At 43.5% G+C, this 15307-nt stretch carries 16 protein-coding genes; 8 read left to right on the forward strand and 8 right to left on the reverse strand.

The window, feature by feature from the left end; translation table 11 throughout:
- Window positions 1-187: ISL3 family transposase (locus tag G470_RS13610; protein WP_035445695.1), on the forward strand; the 187-nt coding region annotated here is incomplete at its 5' end.
- 120 nt (window positions 188-307) lie between these two features.
- On the opposite strand, the gene G470_RS0111780 is transcribed toward G470_RS13610, so the two are convergent.
- The 4 genes from G470_RS0111780 to glpK all read right to left on the reverse strand — a co-directional run bounded on the left by G470_RS0111780 (window position 308) and on the right by glpK (window position 4871).
- Window positions 308-751: an acyl-CoA thioesterase gene (locus G470_RS0111780; RefSeq protein WP_028274956.1), complete on the reverse strand. Its 444-nt coding sequence runs from the start codon at window positions 749-751 to the stop codon at window positions 308-310.
- A 147-nt stretch (window positions 752-898) separates the two neighbouring features.
- On the reverse strand, window positions 899-1618 hold the full coding sequence (locus G470_RS0111785; RefSeq protein ID WP_028274957.1) for an MIP/aquaporin family protein: 720 nt from the start codon (window positions 1616-1618) through the stop codon (window positions 899-901).
- Between the two features lie 25 nt (window positions 1619-1643).
- Window positions 1644-3317, reverse strand: coding sequence for an FAD-dependent oxidoreductase (locus tag G470_RS0111790; RefSeq protein WP_028274958.1), 1674 nt, complete (start codon window positions 3315-3317; stop codon window positions 1644-1646).
- Window positions 3318-4871 carry a glycerol kinase GlpK gene (glpK, locus tag G470_RS13615; RefSeq protein WP_051258574.1) on the reverse strand — a complete coding sequence of 518 codons (1554 nt, stop codon included), beginning with the start codon at window positions 4869-4871 and terminating at the stop codon, window positions 3318-3320.
- A 181-nt stretch (window positions 4872-5052) separates the two neighbouring features.
- Between glpK and G470_RS0111800 the strand changes: the two genes are divergently transcribed.
- Window positions 5053-5535, forward strand: coding sequence for a DUF456 domain-containing protein (locus G470_RS0111800; protein WP_028274959.1), 483 nt, complete (start codon window positions 5053-5055; stop codon window positions 5533-5535).
- A 110-nt stretch (window positions 5536-5645) separates the two neighbouring features.
- Window positions 5646-6179 carry an HdeD family acid-resistance protein gene (locus tag G470_RS0111805; protein ID WP_028274960.1) on the forward strand — a complete coding sequence of 178 codons (534 nt, stop codon included), beginning with the start codon at window positions 5646-5648 and terminating at the stop codon, window positions 6177-6179.
- A 56-nt stretch (window positions 6180-6235) separates the two neighbouring features.
- On the opposite strand, the gene G470_RS0111810 is transcribed toward G470_RS0111805, so the two are convergent.
- The gene (locus G470_RS0111810) at window positions 6236-6943 is read right to left on the reverse strand and encodes a phosphatase PAP2 family protein (protein WP_156908102.1); all 708 of its coding nucleotides are present in this window, start codon (window positions 6941-6943) and stop codon (window positions 6236-6238) included.
- A 179-nt stretch (window positions 6944-7122) separates the two neighbouring features.
- Here G470_RS0111810 and guaC point away from each other — a divergent pair, with 179 nt between their 5' ends.
- On the forward strand, window positions 7123-8166 hold the full coding sequence (gene guaC / locus G470_RS0111815; protein ID WP_028274962.1) for a GMP reductase: 1044 nt from the start codon (window positions 7123-7125) through the stop codon (window positions 8164-8166).
- Window positions 8167-8238: 72 nt separating this feature from the next.
- Here guaC and G470_RS0111820 read toward each other — a convergent pair whose 3' ends face one another.
- The 3 genes from G470_RS0111820 to G470_RS0111830 all read right to left on the reverse strand — a co-directional run bounded on the left by G470_RS0111820 (window position 8239) and on the right by G470_RS0111830 (window position 9498).
- The gene (locus tag G470_RS0111820; RefSeq protein ID WP_028274963.1) at window positions 8239-8418 is read right to left on the reverse strand and encodes a hypothetical protein; all 180 of its coding nucleotides are present in this window, start codon (window positions 8416-8418) and stop codon (window positions 8239-8241) included.
- Between the two features lie 132 nt (window positions 8419-8550).
- The gene (locus G470_RS0111825; RefSeq protein WP_028274964.1) at window positions 8551-9120 is read right to left on the reverse strand and encodes a hypothetical protein; all 570 of its coding nucleotides are present in this window, start codon (window positions 9118-9120) and stop codon (window positions 8551-8553) included.
- Window positions 9121-9306: 186 nt separating this feature from the next.
- Window positions 9307-9498 (reverse strand): hypothetical protein, encoded by a 192-nt coding sequence (locus G470_RS0111830; protein ID WP_028274965.1) that lies wholly within the window; start codon window positions 9496-9498, stop codon window positions 9307-9309.
- Between the two features lie 161 nt (window positions 9499-9659).
- Here G470_RS0111830 and cas9 point away from each other — a divergent pair, with 161 nt between their 5' ends.
- The 4 genes from cas9 to G470_RS0111845 all read left to right on the forward strand — a co-directional run bounded on the left by cas9 (window position 9660) and on the right by G470_RS0111845 (window position 15260).
- Window positions 9660-12944: a type II CRISPR RNA-guided endonuclease Cas9 gene (cas9, locus tag G470_RS13620; protein ID WP_051258575.1), complete on the forward strand. Its 3285-nt coding sequence runs from the start codon at window positions 9660-9662 to the stop codon at window positions 12942-12944.
- A 147-nt stretch (window positions 12945-13091) separates the two neighbouring features.
- On the forward strand, window positions 13092-13994 hold the full coding sequence (gene cas1, locus G470_RS13625) for a type II CRISPR-associated endonuclease Cas1 (protein ID WP_051258576.1): 903 nt from the start codon (window positions 13092-13094) through the stop codon (window positions 13992-13994).
- Window positions 13978-14307: a CRISPR-associated endonuclease Cas2 gene (cas2, locus tag G470_RS14330; protein ID WP_420806594.1), complete on the forward strand. Its 330-nt coding sequence runs from the start codon at window positions 13978-13980 to the stop codon at window positions 14305-14307. The genes cas1 and cas2 overlap by 17 nt, the downstream gene beginning before the upstream one ends.
- Window positions 14304-15260: a hypothetical protein gene (locus tag G470_RS0111845; RefSeq protein ID WP_028274966.1), complete on the forward strand. Its 957-nt coding sequence runs from the start codon at window positions 14304-14306 to the stop codon at window positions 15258-15260. The genes cas2 and G470_RS0111845 overlap by 4 nt, the downstream gene beginning before the upstream one ends.
- Window positions 15261-15307 lie beyond the last annotated feature (47 nt).

Genomic DNA, 15307 nt, shown 5'->3' on the forward strand with positions numbered 1-15307 from the left:
GTTCACGTATACCCTGTCAAATGGAGCGATTGAAGGAATGAATAATAAAATCAAAAATATCAAACGATCGGGGTATGGGTACCGGAACTTTTACAACTTACGGGCCAGAATTTTGATCAGTTACAAATTAACGGTGTCCCGTCACCAACCAAGGCCGTTGACATTCGAAGACGAAGAAGTAGCTTAATGAAAAAAAGAGGTCAAAGTGACGAATTCACTTTGACCTCTCAATAGGCTCACCAACACTATTTGACATAGAACCAAAAGAAGGAGCGGACGCTTGAAATCAAGCAGGCCGCTCCTTTTTTTATTTTTCTGCTTTTACGCCGTTTTCCATCAAATCCAGCAACAGCTCATAAATTTCAGGGTGCTGTTTTTTTAATGAAACCGGGCGGTATGCACGGTTCAAGAAGGCGTGTTTGCTTTCGCCGGTGGTCCGCAATTCGCCTGTTTTGGCATCGGTGATTTCGTACCGAATCGTCAGTCTGACACCGTTGAAAGATTCAATCACCGGCCGAATTTCCACTGTTTCGCCGTATTTCACCATGGATTTGTACTCACAGGCGACAGACAATACCGGAATGATGACACCTTCTTCTTCCATCCGGGCATATCCAAATCCAATCGCATCCATCAGCTCGGTTCTGGCTTCTTCAAACCAACGGATATAGTTGGAATGGTGCACCACACCCATCTGATCCGTTTCGTAATACTGTACTTTATGAAGATATGAATTGAGTTGTTTGGCCATTCGTTTCCCTCTTTTCCTTGCATTCACTTGCTTCTTCTACTATACCATTTCTTCACCCGTTGATTGAAAAAAAGAACTGGCTTCCAACAAAAAAGCAGCCTCCGTGGGGAGACTGCTTTTTCATGCTAAGAAAAAATGATTTCAGATTTATGGCAACAATCCAAACAACACTGCTCCAAGTGCTCCGCCGATGAATGGTCCTACAATCGGAATCCATGCATAACCCCAGTCAGATCCACCTTTGTTTGGAATCGGCAATACTTGGTGAGCCAAACGCGGTCCCAAGTCACGAGCCGGGTTGATGGCGTAACCGGTTGTTCCACCTAGGGAAATACCGATCGACACAATCAACAAACCAACAACAAGCGGGTTCAAGCCGTCTGTAAAGGTGTTGCGTCCAAACGCCAACAATCCAAACACAAGAACCGCCGTCCCGATTGTTTCACTGACCAAGTTCCATGTAGTGCTCTTGATAGCCGGTCCAGTGGAGAAGACCGCCAAAATGGTTCCTTGGTCTTCTGTTTCTTGGAAGTGAGGCATGAAGTGCAGCCAAACCAGTGCAGCACCCACAAAACCACCGGCAATTTGAGCCAGGATATAAGGAAGCACAGAACCCCAGCCAATGTCTCCGGCAATCGCCATCCCTAATGTAACTGCCGGGTTAATATGTGCCGGGCTTAAAAAGCCGGACATGTAAACCGCCATTGTAACTGCCAGCCCCCATCCGAGAGTGATAAGCAGCCAACCGGTTCCTTCTGATTTTGTTTTTCTCAATACATCCGCCGCAACAACGCCGTCCCCCAACAAAACGAGGATCATTGTTCCGAGAAATTCACCTATCAATTGCTGCGTCAATGTTGTGTCCATAAGTTAGCAGCTCCTTCTTTTCGTATTATTCCTTTACGTATTGCAATTGCGTTTTTCTTATGGCATCTTCCAACTCTGATGTCCATTTGTCTTTTTCCGGTTCCGTCCAATCAAAGTAACGGGTCATGTAGTCCAATACCGGCTCTTTCAAGTCGTCTATCCGCTCCGAAGCAAACAACAGCGTTTCCGTACGTCTCAAGAAATAATCCACGGGAGTCAGCGCCATTTCATACTCTAACGCATAATGCAGTGCCAAGGACACGTTCAAAGGCAGCCTCCCTTTGTCGTCGATGCGGTCTTTCATTTGGAAAACCGTCTCGGCGTTCGTGCCATACCACTCCACCAATTCACGTGCGTCCTCTTCGGATAATCCTATAGCCATTCCTTTTTCGACAGCATCGGTGACATACTCCTCAAACGCTTGGTCTTTTGGAACATCGCCTCCTGACAATGTGATCGTCCGGGTATCCACTGTTTCAAACGTTCGGCCTGTTTTTTCTTTCAATTCTTTCTCAATGACAGGGAAAGTGTCTTCCGCCATCAGCCGGTAATCCGTCAACTTGCCTCCTGCGATGGTGACGAGCCCGTCTTTAGACACAAACACCTCGTGCCCTCTGGAAATGCTGGATGGATCTTTGGAGCCTTCCTCGCGAATCAATGGACGCAACCCTGCCCATCCGGTTTCGATGTCGTCTATCGTAAGGTTGGCGTTTGGGAAACGATGGTTGACTGCTTTCAACAAGTAATCGATATCCTCTTCAGTTATGGACGGCTCTTTCAACTCGCCTTTATACGGCGTATCGGTCGTTCCGAAATACGTTTTTCCTTTGCGCGGAATCACGAAAATCATCCGGTGATCTTCCAGTCCTGTATCGGTATAAATTGTTCGATTGACCGGAAGACGGGCAGAATCCACCACCAAATGAACGCCTTTGGTTGGATACATTCGCTCGGATTCTTCTGCGCGCTGCTTTTTACGCACCTCATCCGACCAAGGTCCGGTGGCATTGACCACCACAGAAGCCTGAATGTCCACTTGGTCTCCAGTCAACACGTCTTCCGCTTTCACACCGGTGATCTTTCCATCAGCATCGTATAGGAAAGCCACTGCTTTCACATAATTGGCCAACAAGGTTCCCAGTTCCGATGCTTTTTTCAAAATCTCCAGTGTCAGCCGTGCATCGTCGTTGAGGTAATCGAGATACAAACCACCTTTTACAAGCCCTTCCTCTTTTAATGACGGTTCGGTCTCCAATACTTCTTCCCGGGTGATGAGCGAGTGGCGCCATTCCCCTTCCACTTTCGCCAGACGATCGTACAGATCCAACGCGACTTCAGCAGAAAACGCTGAAAAAGACGCACCTGGTTCATCGTACACCGGCAGCAGCATTTTCCGCGGCTGAACGATGTGTGGCGCATTTTGGTTGATGACCGTCCGTTCTTGGGCGACATCCGCCACCAGTTCCACTTCAAACTGTTTGAGATACCGCAACCCGCCGTGCACCAACTTGGTAGAGCGGCTGGACGTTCCAGCCGCAAAATCCTGCATTTCTACCAATCCGGCATGCATCTTCTTCGCACCGGCTTCAAGAGCCAGACCGGCTCCTGTGATGCCACCTCCTATGATCAACACATCTAATGGTCCAGACGCCATTTTCTCGATGTTTTCTTTTCTTGTCTGCGAAGAGAGTACCGTCATTTAATTTTCCGCCTCCTCGAAACCTCCTGTTTGACTTTTTTCACCGGATGTATGTTTCGGTTTGTGTTTGAAGGCTTTCGTCGCTTCTACCGCTTCCTGCCAACCTTGGTACAAATCGTCGCGTTTTTCTTCTGGCATTTGTGGCTCGTAAGAAGCTCCCTTTTCCCAGTATGCCTTCACTTCATCCATGTCTTTCCAGAATCCAGTTGCCAATCCAGCCAAGTATGCGGCTCCCAAGGCAGTGGTTTCCATGATCTTCGAACGTTCAATCGTTGTACCAAGGATATCTGCTTGGAATTGCATCAAGAAGTTGTTCATTGAGGCACCGCCGTCCACACGCATGGTCGGAATTTCAATGCCGGAGTCTTTGACCATGGTGTCCAAAACGTCACGGGTTTGGTAAGCCAAAGATTCCAATGTAGCGCGGATGAAATGTTCTTTGGTTGTTCCGCGTGTGATGCCGAACACCGACCCACGTGCATCTTGATCCCAGTGAGGCGCACCCAATCCGGTGAAGGCCGGAACCACGTAGACGTTGTCTGTTGTGTCGACACGTGTGGCATACTCTTCGGACTGAGGAGATTCTCGGAACATCCGCATGCCGTCACGCAGCCACTGGATGGCTGAACCGGCGACGAAGATACTTCCTTCCAAGGCGTAGGTGACTTCGCCGTTGATTCCATACGCAATGGACGTCAACAATCCGTTGTCTGACTGAATCGGCTCTTTTCCGGTGTTCATGATAATGAACGCACCGGTTCCATAGGTATTTTTGACCATCCCTTTTTCAAATGCAGCTTGTCCAAACAGTGCTGCCTGCTGGTCCCCTGCGATTCCGGCAACCGGGATACGCTCGCCGTAGAAATGTTCAGGAGTGGTCTTGCCGTAAACTTCTGAGGAAGAACGTACCTCCGGAAGCATGGCACGCGGAATGTCCAACAATTCCAAAATCTCATCATCCCAGTCCAAATCATAGATGTTGAACAACATCGTCCGGCTGGCGTTGGAATAGTCGGTCGCATGCACTTCTCCACTGGTCAGCTTCCACAAAAGCCACGTATCAATTGTTCCGAAGAGCAAGTCGCCTCTTTCGGCTTTTTCGCGCGCACCTTCCACTTTATCCAATAGCCATTTGACTTTCGTTGCGGAGAAATAAGAGTCAATGACAAGTCCTGTCTTGTTGTGAATCATTTCTTTATGGCCGTCTGCAATCAATTGGTCTGCAATTTCTGAAGTTTGTTTGGACTGCCAAACGATGGCTCGGTGAATCGGTCTTCCAGTATTTTTGTCCCATACAACGGTCGTTTCACGTTGGTTGGTGATCCCAATACTGTCAATTTCGGACGGGGAGATACCGGATTCAATCAAGACACCTGCAATCACTTGAAGCGTTCTGATCCAAATCTCGTTTGCATCGTGCTCTACCCACCCAGGTTGAGGGAAATATTGTTCGATTTCTTTTTGGGAAGACCATCTGGCGTTCCCTTCTTTATCGAAAATAATGGCCCGGGTGCTAGTGGTTCCTTCGTCAATTACCAAGATATAATCTGCCATTGAAACTGATTCCTCCTTGTATGTTATATACGGAATGGAAGGGCTTCCGTCACTTTTATTCTACTATACTTATAAAAATACGCAAATGATTTTTCTTAACTTATAAGACTTCTCTTTCCCGTTATGATGCCTTTTTATGTATACTTATTAAGATAGAACAAAAAAGAAAAGAGGGTATGCTGTGGATATCGTATTATGGATATTGATTATTGGATTATTTATAACAAGTTTCGTTGCATTAGTTTTTCCTGTGCTGCCTTCCGTACTGGCCGTTTGGGGTGGCTTCCTCATTTATCATTTCTTCCTGAACCCAGCTGAACTGACGGCTTTCTTTTGGGTTTCCATGATTGCGATTACGATTGTGCTCATGCTGGCCGACGTCTTTGCGGGTTCTTACGCCGTCAAACGTTTCGGAGGCAGCAAATGGGGGGAACACGTGGCTTCCATCGCGGTTCTGATCGGCTCATTCGTTTATCCCCCGTTTGGAATCTTGATTCTGCCTTTCGTCGCCGTTCTGGTGGTGGAGATGCAGCAGACAAGAAACTTTTCCGCCGCCTTGAAAGCAGCGGTCGGTTCCCTTATCGGTTTTTTGAGTGGAAAAGTGGCAGAAGGATTGATTCAACTGGTGATGATCGGCTGGTTTTTCTTGGAAGTATGGCTTTAAGAACCAGCAGATTCTCCATTTTTCTACCATATACAGTATGAGCAAATTCCACCCTAAAATTCAGGAAGGTTGGTATAGTGAACTTATCTCGAATCAAAGGAGGAATTTGTTTGTTCTCATCTCGCAATGAGGGTTTTGGATGGGTGGAATTGATTACTGCCATTTTATTTTTCATCGCTGCTTATTTTGCCTTTTCCCATCCCATTGATACACTTGAAACCATCACTATTTTCTTTGGAATCGCCGCCTTATTGCGCGGAATCTTGTCTCTGGTTACTTATTTCCGAGTCCGAAACGGTGGCACCAGTGAAAGCAGTCCGACTATTCTATTGGTGTTCGGAATTGTCGGCATACTGGTCGGCTTGGCGTTTCTGTTCTTTTCCGGACTAGGGACTGCCGTGTTGTCTTATGCGTTTGCCGTATGGTTTTTGGTTGACAGTGTCGAAGGCTTGTCACGAGCGCCCCGCTACAAGAGACGCGGCACCGGCCTTTATTGGACCGCCATTGTCTTGAATGTCATCGGGCTGATTGTCGGGGTTTTATTGATTCTAAACCCGTTGACTGCGCTGTTTACATTTTCCTATTTAATTGCTTTGACGTTTGTCTACTTTGGCGTCCTGAACTTATTCTTGGCCTTTGCTTGATTTCAAATCCATACAAAAAGAGAGCGGATCTTCTCCGCTCTCTTTTTTTTTGTTGTTTAACTGTTTTGGCGCGCTTCCCATCGTCCGAACAGCGCAATACATCCCGAAAGCCAGGCGGCCCCCAAAGAAAACCCACCGATTACATCAGACGGAAAATGCACACCCAAGTAAATCCGGCTGAGACCGATCAGCAGGATGAGCATCGAAGCCAGGGAAAACGACAGCCATTTTAAACGGCGGTTGCCGCTGAATCGAACAATCAAGAAAACCAGCGCCCCGTAAATAATGACCGATCCCATGGAATGCCCGCTTGGAAAAGAATAACCGCCCTGGATCACTAAATGTTCAACCGTCGGACGCGGACGTTGAAAAAGGAATTTGAAGAGTTGATTGAGTACCCCTGCTCCCCCGGCCACCGTGAACAAATACCAAACAGCCAGCTGCCAACTGTTCCATTTGAAAAAAAGCACCGCCGACACCAGACCGATAAACAGCACGCTGAATGTGCCGCCGCCGAGCTCAGTGACACCTACAAAAAACGAGGTCAATACCTCACTGCGGCTCTCAAGAATTTCCACGCTTATTTCAGTATCCAACCACCCGAGCCAGCCCCAGCTGAACAACCCGGCCAGCGCCAACAAAAGGAACGGAACCACCAGCACCAAGCCGCTCCAAAACATCACACGCGGCGAAAAGATCCGTCTTGTATTCCATTTCATTTTTCCCACAACTTTCTTGTTTTTTATACTATACGTTTTTTTCACACATTTTACAAAGATAAAACAGAATTTCCGTTAAATTCTTTTTGACAAACGCTTTAGATTGCTGTAATGTATATCAGGGACGAAAAATGAAACGAATTTTCTGTTTCAATGTTCGTGTTTTATGTTTGGCGTTTCCCAAAAAACCCAACTATAAAAAAAGAAAGAGGTCTTTCATTACAATGAAAGTTTTTGATTACGAAGATATTCAATTAATCCCAAATAAAGCAATCGTTACAAGCCGTTCCCAATGTGACACAACGGTCACTCTAGGCGGAAGAACGTTTGCGATGCCGGTTGTTCCTGCAAATATGCAGACTGTCATCGACGACAGACTGGCTATTTGGTTGGCTGAAAATGATTACTTCTACGTCATGCACCGTTTTAATGAAGAAAACCGCCTGCCATTCATCCAAATGATGCATGAAAAAGGGTTGTTTGCTTCCATCAGCTTAGGTATTAAAAGTGATGAATACGACTTTGTCGAAGAATTGGCAAACTCTGGAAACGTTCCTGAATACATTACAATTGACGTGGCACACGGCCATTCAGACGCTGTTATTGCCATGATTAAACATGTGAAAAAACACTTGCCAAGTACGTTCTTAATTGCCGGAAACGTCGGTACACCAGAAGGCGTACGTGAATTGGAAAATGCAGGAGCTGACGCTACCAAAGTTGGTATCGGCCCTGGTAAAGTATGTACCACGAAATTGAAAACTGGATTTGGAACCGGCGGCTGGCAGTTGGCAGCCTTGGCTTGGTGCTCCAAAGCCGCCAGCAAACCGTTGATCGCTGACGGAGGCGTCCGCACACACGGAGACATCGCGAAATCCATCCGTTTCGGCGCAACCATGGTCATGATCGGTTCCTTGTTTGCCGGTCACGAACAATCTCCAGGTGAAGTGGTGCAAGTGAACGGCCGTCTGTACAAAGAGTACTTCGGCAGTGCATCCCAGTTCCAAAAAGGCGAACGCAAAAACGTGGAAGGTAAAAAAATGTTGACCGAATACAAAGGCGACATCGCCGACACATTGCGTGAAATGAAAGAAGACTTGCAGTCCTCCATTTCTTACGCAGGCGGAAAAGACGTCGACGCTATCCGTAAAGTGGATTACGTTGTCGTGAAAAATTCCATCATGAACGGAGAAAGCTACAACGCCAGCGGTATTGACGTACCGGACAGCTTCGCTTCTTCCAACTTCCAAAGCGAAACCATGAGCTGATCATTCTTATACACAGTTTAAACCAGTGAAGCACCGCGCTTCACTGGTTTTTTTAGTTATTTAAAGATGCCTCTACTTATTGAACAACTCGATCACTGCGATAACCGCAAAGTAGATGAGCACAAGGGAAAGGACGAGGAATACCACAAACATCGGAATGTCAAAGAAGATACTGGCCACTGCCAACAGGACGAATGTCCACAGCGGAAACCAGATAATCGTTTTTGGGTCCACCCCTGTTTTCTTTGCCATGCCTCTCCCTCCTTTATCTACTTCAAGTATACTCAACCTCCATTTTCTTGAACACCAAAAGGCTTGCCCGCTAAAAACCCGCCTCTGCCATATCTGGCAGAAAGCGGGGAAAAGGGAGTATGGGTTCAGGCGTCACACATTTTGTTTGTTCAATTCAAAGACCAACCGTTGACTTTGACAGTAAAGGTCTTTTAAGGGCGGGACAACTTTTTCGCCTTTGTTGAAATCCGAATGGTGCATCGTCCAGCAGGCACTTTCTTGATTGTATTCAATGGTGACGCGCGGATGCAGTCCGTCAATGGGGTGGAATGTATAGCATATTTGGTCCTCAGTGATTTTTCGTTCCATCAAAAGTTCTTGATAACGGGAAAAGAAGGTGTCAATCTCTTTTCTTTGTTGCGCCAATCTATTTTTCGGCTTCCGCTTGTAGAGGATGTACTGAACATTGTATTGGTCCACCACAATGGAAAGTTTCTCCTGCTCTGTTGGACGAAGCGGCGACTCTTCTTCGATAAAATTCTCCGCCAATGCATCCATCAGCCACCCTTTCGTTTCATCAAACGAAAAGCAATACACAACAGGACGATTGAGCAAGTGAACCATGAATCCGTCGGTTGTGTCACTGAGAACGAACTGATCATCGTGTTGTTCTAAAATCCATTCCACCGCACCGCGGAAAAGAAGTTCTGCCTTTTGGTTCATTTCCTCCGCCTCCTCCATGCGTTTTAAACCAACTTGTACGTTTTATTGTACAACCTTCTGCACTTTAATGCAACCGCTTTCTAATTCTTTTTTTTAACCACTATCCCTTATTTTAATTCCTACTTGTTTAAACCTTCTCCAAGAAAAAGGATTGCCCCGAACCGAGGCAATCCTTTTTACATAATACTATCGAGTTTTTCTGGAAAACAGGTGCTTCACCTTTCGCCATCCTTTTTTCCAGCTGCTTTCTTTCTTGACCATGATGGTGTTGGACGGTTCTCCGGGTTTGTTCCGGTTCTTCTCTTTTTGGTCGATACTTTCGGCATGCATGATTCGATTGATGTTTAGCTGACGAATTTTATCGAAGTTGGGCCTCATGTCTCACCTGCTTCCTTTAACTTTAACTGATTCCACTTTACGTATCAATTGGACACACTTTTATAGAGTAAAAGGGTTTTGTATATAAATTGCGTTTATCCATCTTATTGTATCCCTTTACATGATATAATAACACTAACTTTTATATCGGAGGGATAATGATGTCAAATTTGGTCTTAGGCTTAGATATTGGAATTTCCAGTGTAGGTTGGGGGCTCATCAACGAAAAGACAGGGGAAATTGTTGATGCCGGTGTACGCTTGTTTGAAGAGGCGACCAGAAATGCTAATGAAGAGCGTCGCCAGTTCCGGGGCGCGCGTCGATTAAAAAGACGAAGAAAACATCGATTGGAAAGAACCAGAGAGCTGTTAGAAAAAAACAACTTTTCATGCAAAGCCATTCAATCAATTGACCCCTATCAAGCAAGGTACAACGCTTTGTACAATTTTGTTTCAAAAGAAGAGTTGGCTGCTGCTCTATATCACCTAGTTAAGCGGCGGGGAACTACGTTAGATATCCCAGAAGAAAATGAGAAAACGAGCGGAAGTGAACTGTCCACAAAAGAGCAGTTGAAACGCAATGCAGAAAAGTTAAAAGACCGATACATAGTCGAAATTCAACTGGATAAGTTAAAGAACAACGAACCTGTGCGTGACCATACAAACCGCTACAAAACATCCGATTATGAAAAAGAAGCTTACGCAATATTGGAAAACCAAAAACAATATCACTCTGAAGTGACCGAAGAATTCGTTGAACAGTATATTGACTTACTCACTAAAAGACGCGAGTACTATGAAGGTCCAGGTTCTGAAAAATCTCCTACTCCATACGGTCAATGGTTCTTAGACGAAGAAGGAAAGCTTCAACATGAAACGATGATCAACAAAATGCGTGGAAGATGTACTTATTTTCCAGAGGAATACCGGATTCCAAAAAATGCTTATACAGCGGATTTATTCAATTTATTAAATGACTTGAACAATCTTTCTTTCCCAAGTGAAGAGACAGGAAAAATGGAACGCCTCACACCAGAAGATAAAATGCATTTCATAGAAAACTTCGCTAAAAAAGGAAAGAAAATTACTTTAAAACAACTCGCGAAATATAAAAACATTGAAAACGAAGAAGAAATCAAAGGGGCTCGTTTGGATTTAAAGACCAATAAACCTCTTTTCACAGAGTTCACGGGTTACACAAAACTCAAAAAATTATTAAAAGACGTGGATGTGCCGGTAAATTTCTTTGAAAACATTGATCTTTTGGATGCCATAGCTGAAATCCTTACAGCGGAAAAAAGTTTGACCCGTCGTGAAGAGCAACTTACTGACTTGATTATGGAACACTATGAGGAGCCTCTCCCTAATATGGTGGATGCTTTAAAACAAGATACCACATTTAGGGAATACCATGCATTGTCCAAAAAAGCAATAGAGTTGATTCTGCCCGAACTATGGGAAACCAATAAAAACCAAATGCAGTTATTCACCGAACGCGGGCTGAGCAGAAGCAGGTTAGAAAACTTACAGTCCGGAACCAACATCCAATTTGACGACGAAGCGATTCTCAGCACCGTTGCCAAACGCGCCCACCGAGAAGCCATCAAAATTGTCAATGCTGTTCGCAAACGATACGGCGAATTGGACTATGTAGCAGTTGAAATGGCGCGTGAAAAAAACAGCGATGAAAAAAAGAAAAAGTATAACGAAATGCAACGGAACCATGGAAAATTCGAAAAGCGAATGGAACAGTTATTGGAAGTCGACAGCTTAAAGGAACTGCGCTTAAACAGTAAGCAGATGTTGGCTTTGAAGTTATGGGATGCGCAAGACGGAAAATGTATCTATTCAGGAAAAGGAATTGCCGTCACAGACATTGTTCACGACTATACGCAATTTGAAATTGACCACATCATCCCACTCTCCTATTCCTTTGACGACAGTCAACAGAATAAAGTGCTTTGCTACTACACTGAAAACCAAGACAAAGGACAGCGCACTCCTTTCCAATACTTCCAAAGCGGCAAAGCGAAGCGAACGTTCGATGAATATAAAGTAGCTTGCTTGAATTTATTCAAGTCAAAGAAAATCAGCAAAAAGAAATTGGGGTACCTGTTGGAACAACGAGATGTCCAACATGATGAAGAGATACAAAAGAACTTCATCAACCGAAACTTAGTGGATACACAGTATGCGATGAGAAGTTTCTCTGCCAATTTACGGACGTTCTATCAAAATAATGAGATCCCGACCAAAGTATTGTCCATCCGAGGCAGCTTTACTGCCGCACTGCGGCGCCGAGCTCGTTTAAATAAAGACCGGGATGAAAGTTACGCCCACCATGCCATCGATGCTTTGATTGTCGCTGCCATTTCACGGATGCCGTTGTTTGACGTCTTCAAGTCCATTGACTTCAGCGTCGATGGTGTGGCAGCAGATAAAGAGACAGGTGAAATCATCGAAGACGGAGAGTTCTTCAACAGCCCCACAATGAAGCTGTTGCGTAATCTTAGAAATTATGAGGACAAAGTGAAGTACTCTCACAAGGTCGACCGCAAACCCAATAGGACGATGACGAACCAAACCCTTTACTCCACTCGTGAAAAAGATGGTGAAAAGTATGTGGTAGGGAAAGTTAAAAATATCTATGAACTAGATAAAAAAGGGTATGATGCATTGAAGAAACGTATTGAAAAAAATCCAGACCTTTTCCTCATGGCCCAACATGATCCAAAAACTTGGGAACTCGTCAGGAAGGTAATGGACGAGCATGCCCACGCGGATAACCCGTTCCAAGATTATTACCACCAACATGGCTACATTCTGAAAGACGGAAAAGTACCGGTGAAAAGTTTGAAGTACTTAGATAATAAACTAGGCATTCATACGAATATCACCCATAAATACCACGATAGTCGACGCGATGTGGTTCTGTTAAACCGTAAGAGCTTGAGGATAGATATCTATAAGAACGACGAAGGAAAGTATAAATATCTGGGGGTTCCTTATAACTGGTTCAAGAAAAGCGGCAATGTATATAAATTAGACATGGAAAAGTACAACGGGCCTGAGGGAAGGAATGCCCCTTACAAACAAATTGATGAGAGTTATGAGTTCCAATTTAGTCTGTACAAAAACGATCAAATCTCTTATGAAAAAGAAGAAAATATGATCGATGAATTGACAGGAGAAAAAATTAAGAGATTGGTACGTTATGATAAAATATTTAGAGGAGACAACAATCCTAAGCAAAATAAACTTGAAGTGGGTAACATTTCTTCTCCTAGTGAAAAACGTCAACTGCCAGCGATAAACCCACTAAAGAATATCATTAAATACCATGTGGATGTCTTAGGAAACTCTTACCCAGTAACAAAGGAGCCATTCGAAGAAAAATTGTATATAAATCAAAAAAACATTCATGAAAAGGCTTTACAAAACAAATGAAAATTGGTATAGTAAGGAATGTCCTCGACGGAGGACATTCCTTATACCAAAGGTCGTGAGGACCTACCAAAAAAAGGCTTTATGCCGAAATCGCCCCATTATTGGGGCTTTTTTTGTACCTAATTCTAAAAATGAGAGGTGAAGTGTATGAGCTGGAGAGTTATATATATCGAAAAATCTGACTATCTAAAATTGTATCTAGATAACCTCAAAGTCGTTCGTGAAGATACTGAACTGTTAATCCCTCTGTCTGATATACATACAATTATTGTAGACAATCAACAAACTGTAGTCACCGCACGGCTGATGAATAAATTGGCAGACTACCACATCCTATTGGTCTTTTGTGATGAAAAGCACCTCCCAAACATCTATGCCCTCGCCCCCCACAGTCACTATCAAACTTCCCGAGTATTAGAAAAACAAGTTCAATGGTCTGAAGAGACAAAAAATTTGATGTGGCAACGACTAATCCAAATCAAAATCCAAAATCAGGCTTCAGTTTTAGAACATTTAAAAAAAGATCCAGAGAGGATCGCCTTACTGCATTCTCTTTCCCAAGAAGTTGAAATTGGCGACTCGACCAACCGTGAAGGGCATGCTGCTAAGGGATATTTCCAAACCCTTTTTGGACGGGACTTCCTCAGAGAGCGTGAAAGTTTAGACGGAATCAATTCCGGCTTGAACTATGGCTATATCGTTTTAAGGTCTGCAGTCGCCCGGACAATTGTTGCTTATGGCTTGCAACCGTCATTTGGGATAGGGCATTACAACCAATACAATGCATTTAACTTGGCAGACGATTTAATTGAGCCTTTCCGCCCGATTATTGATTTATGGGTAAGCATTCTCATGACAAAAGATAGTTATCTCGATAAGCAAACAAAACAAAAATTGATTCACCTCGTAAGTTCCAATAAAATTTTGATTGGCAATCAAAAACAAACCATTCCAAATGCAATTGAAATACTCGTTCAAACCTTTATCAAAGGGATGAATGAGAATAACCCTGATTTGTTGGTCTATCCGGCCAATGGCATCGCCTTATAGATTCATGCGTTTGATGTTGTTTTTTGATTTGCCAATGAATACGAAAAGTGAACGAAGAACTTACAGCCGTTTTCGCAAATACTTAATCAATAATGGGTTTACTATGGTGCAGTTTTCTGTATACTCTAAAATCTTCCCTAATCGATCAGCATTGGATACATATATGCTTTCGCTTCGCAACAATCTTCCTGCTCATGGATCCATCCGTGCAATGGCAGTGACAGAAAAACAGTATAATAATATGTTTTTACTTGTAGGTAATAAAACATTAACTGAAGAAACATTGTCAGATAATCCGATGGTGATTTTATGAAAGAGTGGCACATTACTTCTACCGACAAAGATTTTTCTTTGCTGATAGATAAAATCACATTATTAAAGGGACGCTACAGAGACTGGGAAGAAGTAATTGAAGCTTTTCAAAGTTACTTTAGTAATAAATCTTCAGCTATCTCCATTTTCGAAGATCAAACGCTACTTCCAAGGAATGATTTTGCTTTTCATACGATTTCTCTTGACGAATCCGCACAGAACTTTGAAAAGGCATTGAGGGAAATCAAACAATCTTTTCTTAACCAGTTAGAGTTCTCGCCTTTGTACCGTCAACTAGTTGAGACGTGGGAATCCTTATCCGAAGAAGTCGAATTTTTAAGTACTCAAATGAATTTAGGTCCAGCACAATTTTCTATGCAGCCATTCTACAAGCAACTAATAAACAAACATGTTAATTTTTCTCAAGATTCATATGAGTCTCTTACTAATTATGAAAAAGTTCTTTTTCAACTAACCGCTTTGCTTCACACTTCCTATGACAAAAAGAACATCATATGTCTCATTTCGCCGGAAAAGTACCTTACTGCAACAGAGGTTAAGAATTTTATTGCACGTCTAAATAGTACACTACACGGAAACCATTATTTTTTGATTACCAGTGAGCCTCTCGATTATACAGAAAATATTTTATATAAAAATCGTATTATCAACGATCTTTCTTTGTCTGTATTTCGGGACCAATTAAAAGAAGTTAGCCCTATTCAGTGGTCCGATGATACCTTTGATATTGCTTGCAAGTGGTATAGGAAACTTGTGGATAACTCTAGAGCCAAACCGGTATATTTAGAGGCTCAGTCTGTGGATAACTTAGAAATATTTATCTACTTGTATTCCCTTTTTATTTTAACAGATACTCCTGTAATTGTTGATTTATCAAAGATTCCGCTTCATTTAAGGAAATACTTTGATGATTTGATCGCAGATACGGTATAATGGGGATGGCATTTTGGTACCCTCACGTTCTTTGGTATAAGGAATCC

Origin of the sequence: Atopococcus tabaci DSM 17538, from assembly GCF_000429585.1 — a bacterium.
Classification (GTDB): domain Bacteria; phylum Bacillota; class Bacilli; order Lactobacillales; family Carnobacteriaceae_A; genus Atopococcus; species Atopococcus tabaci.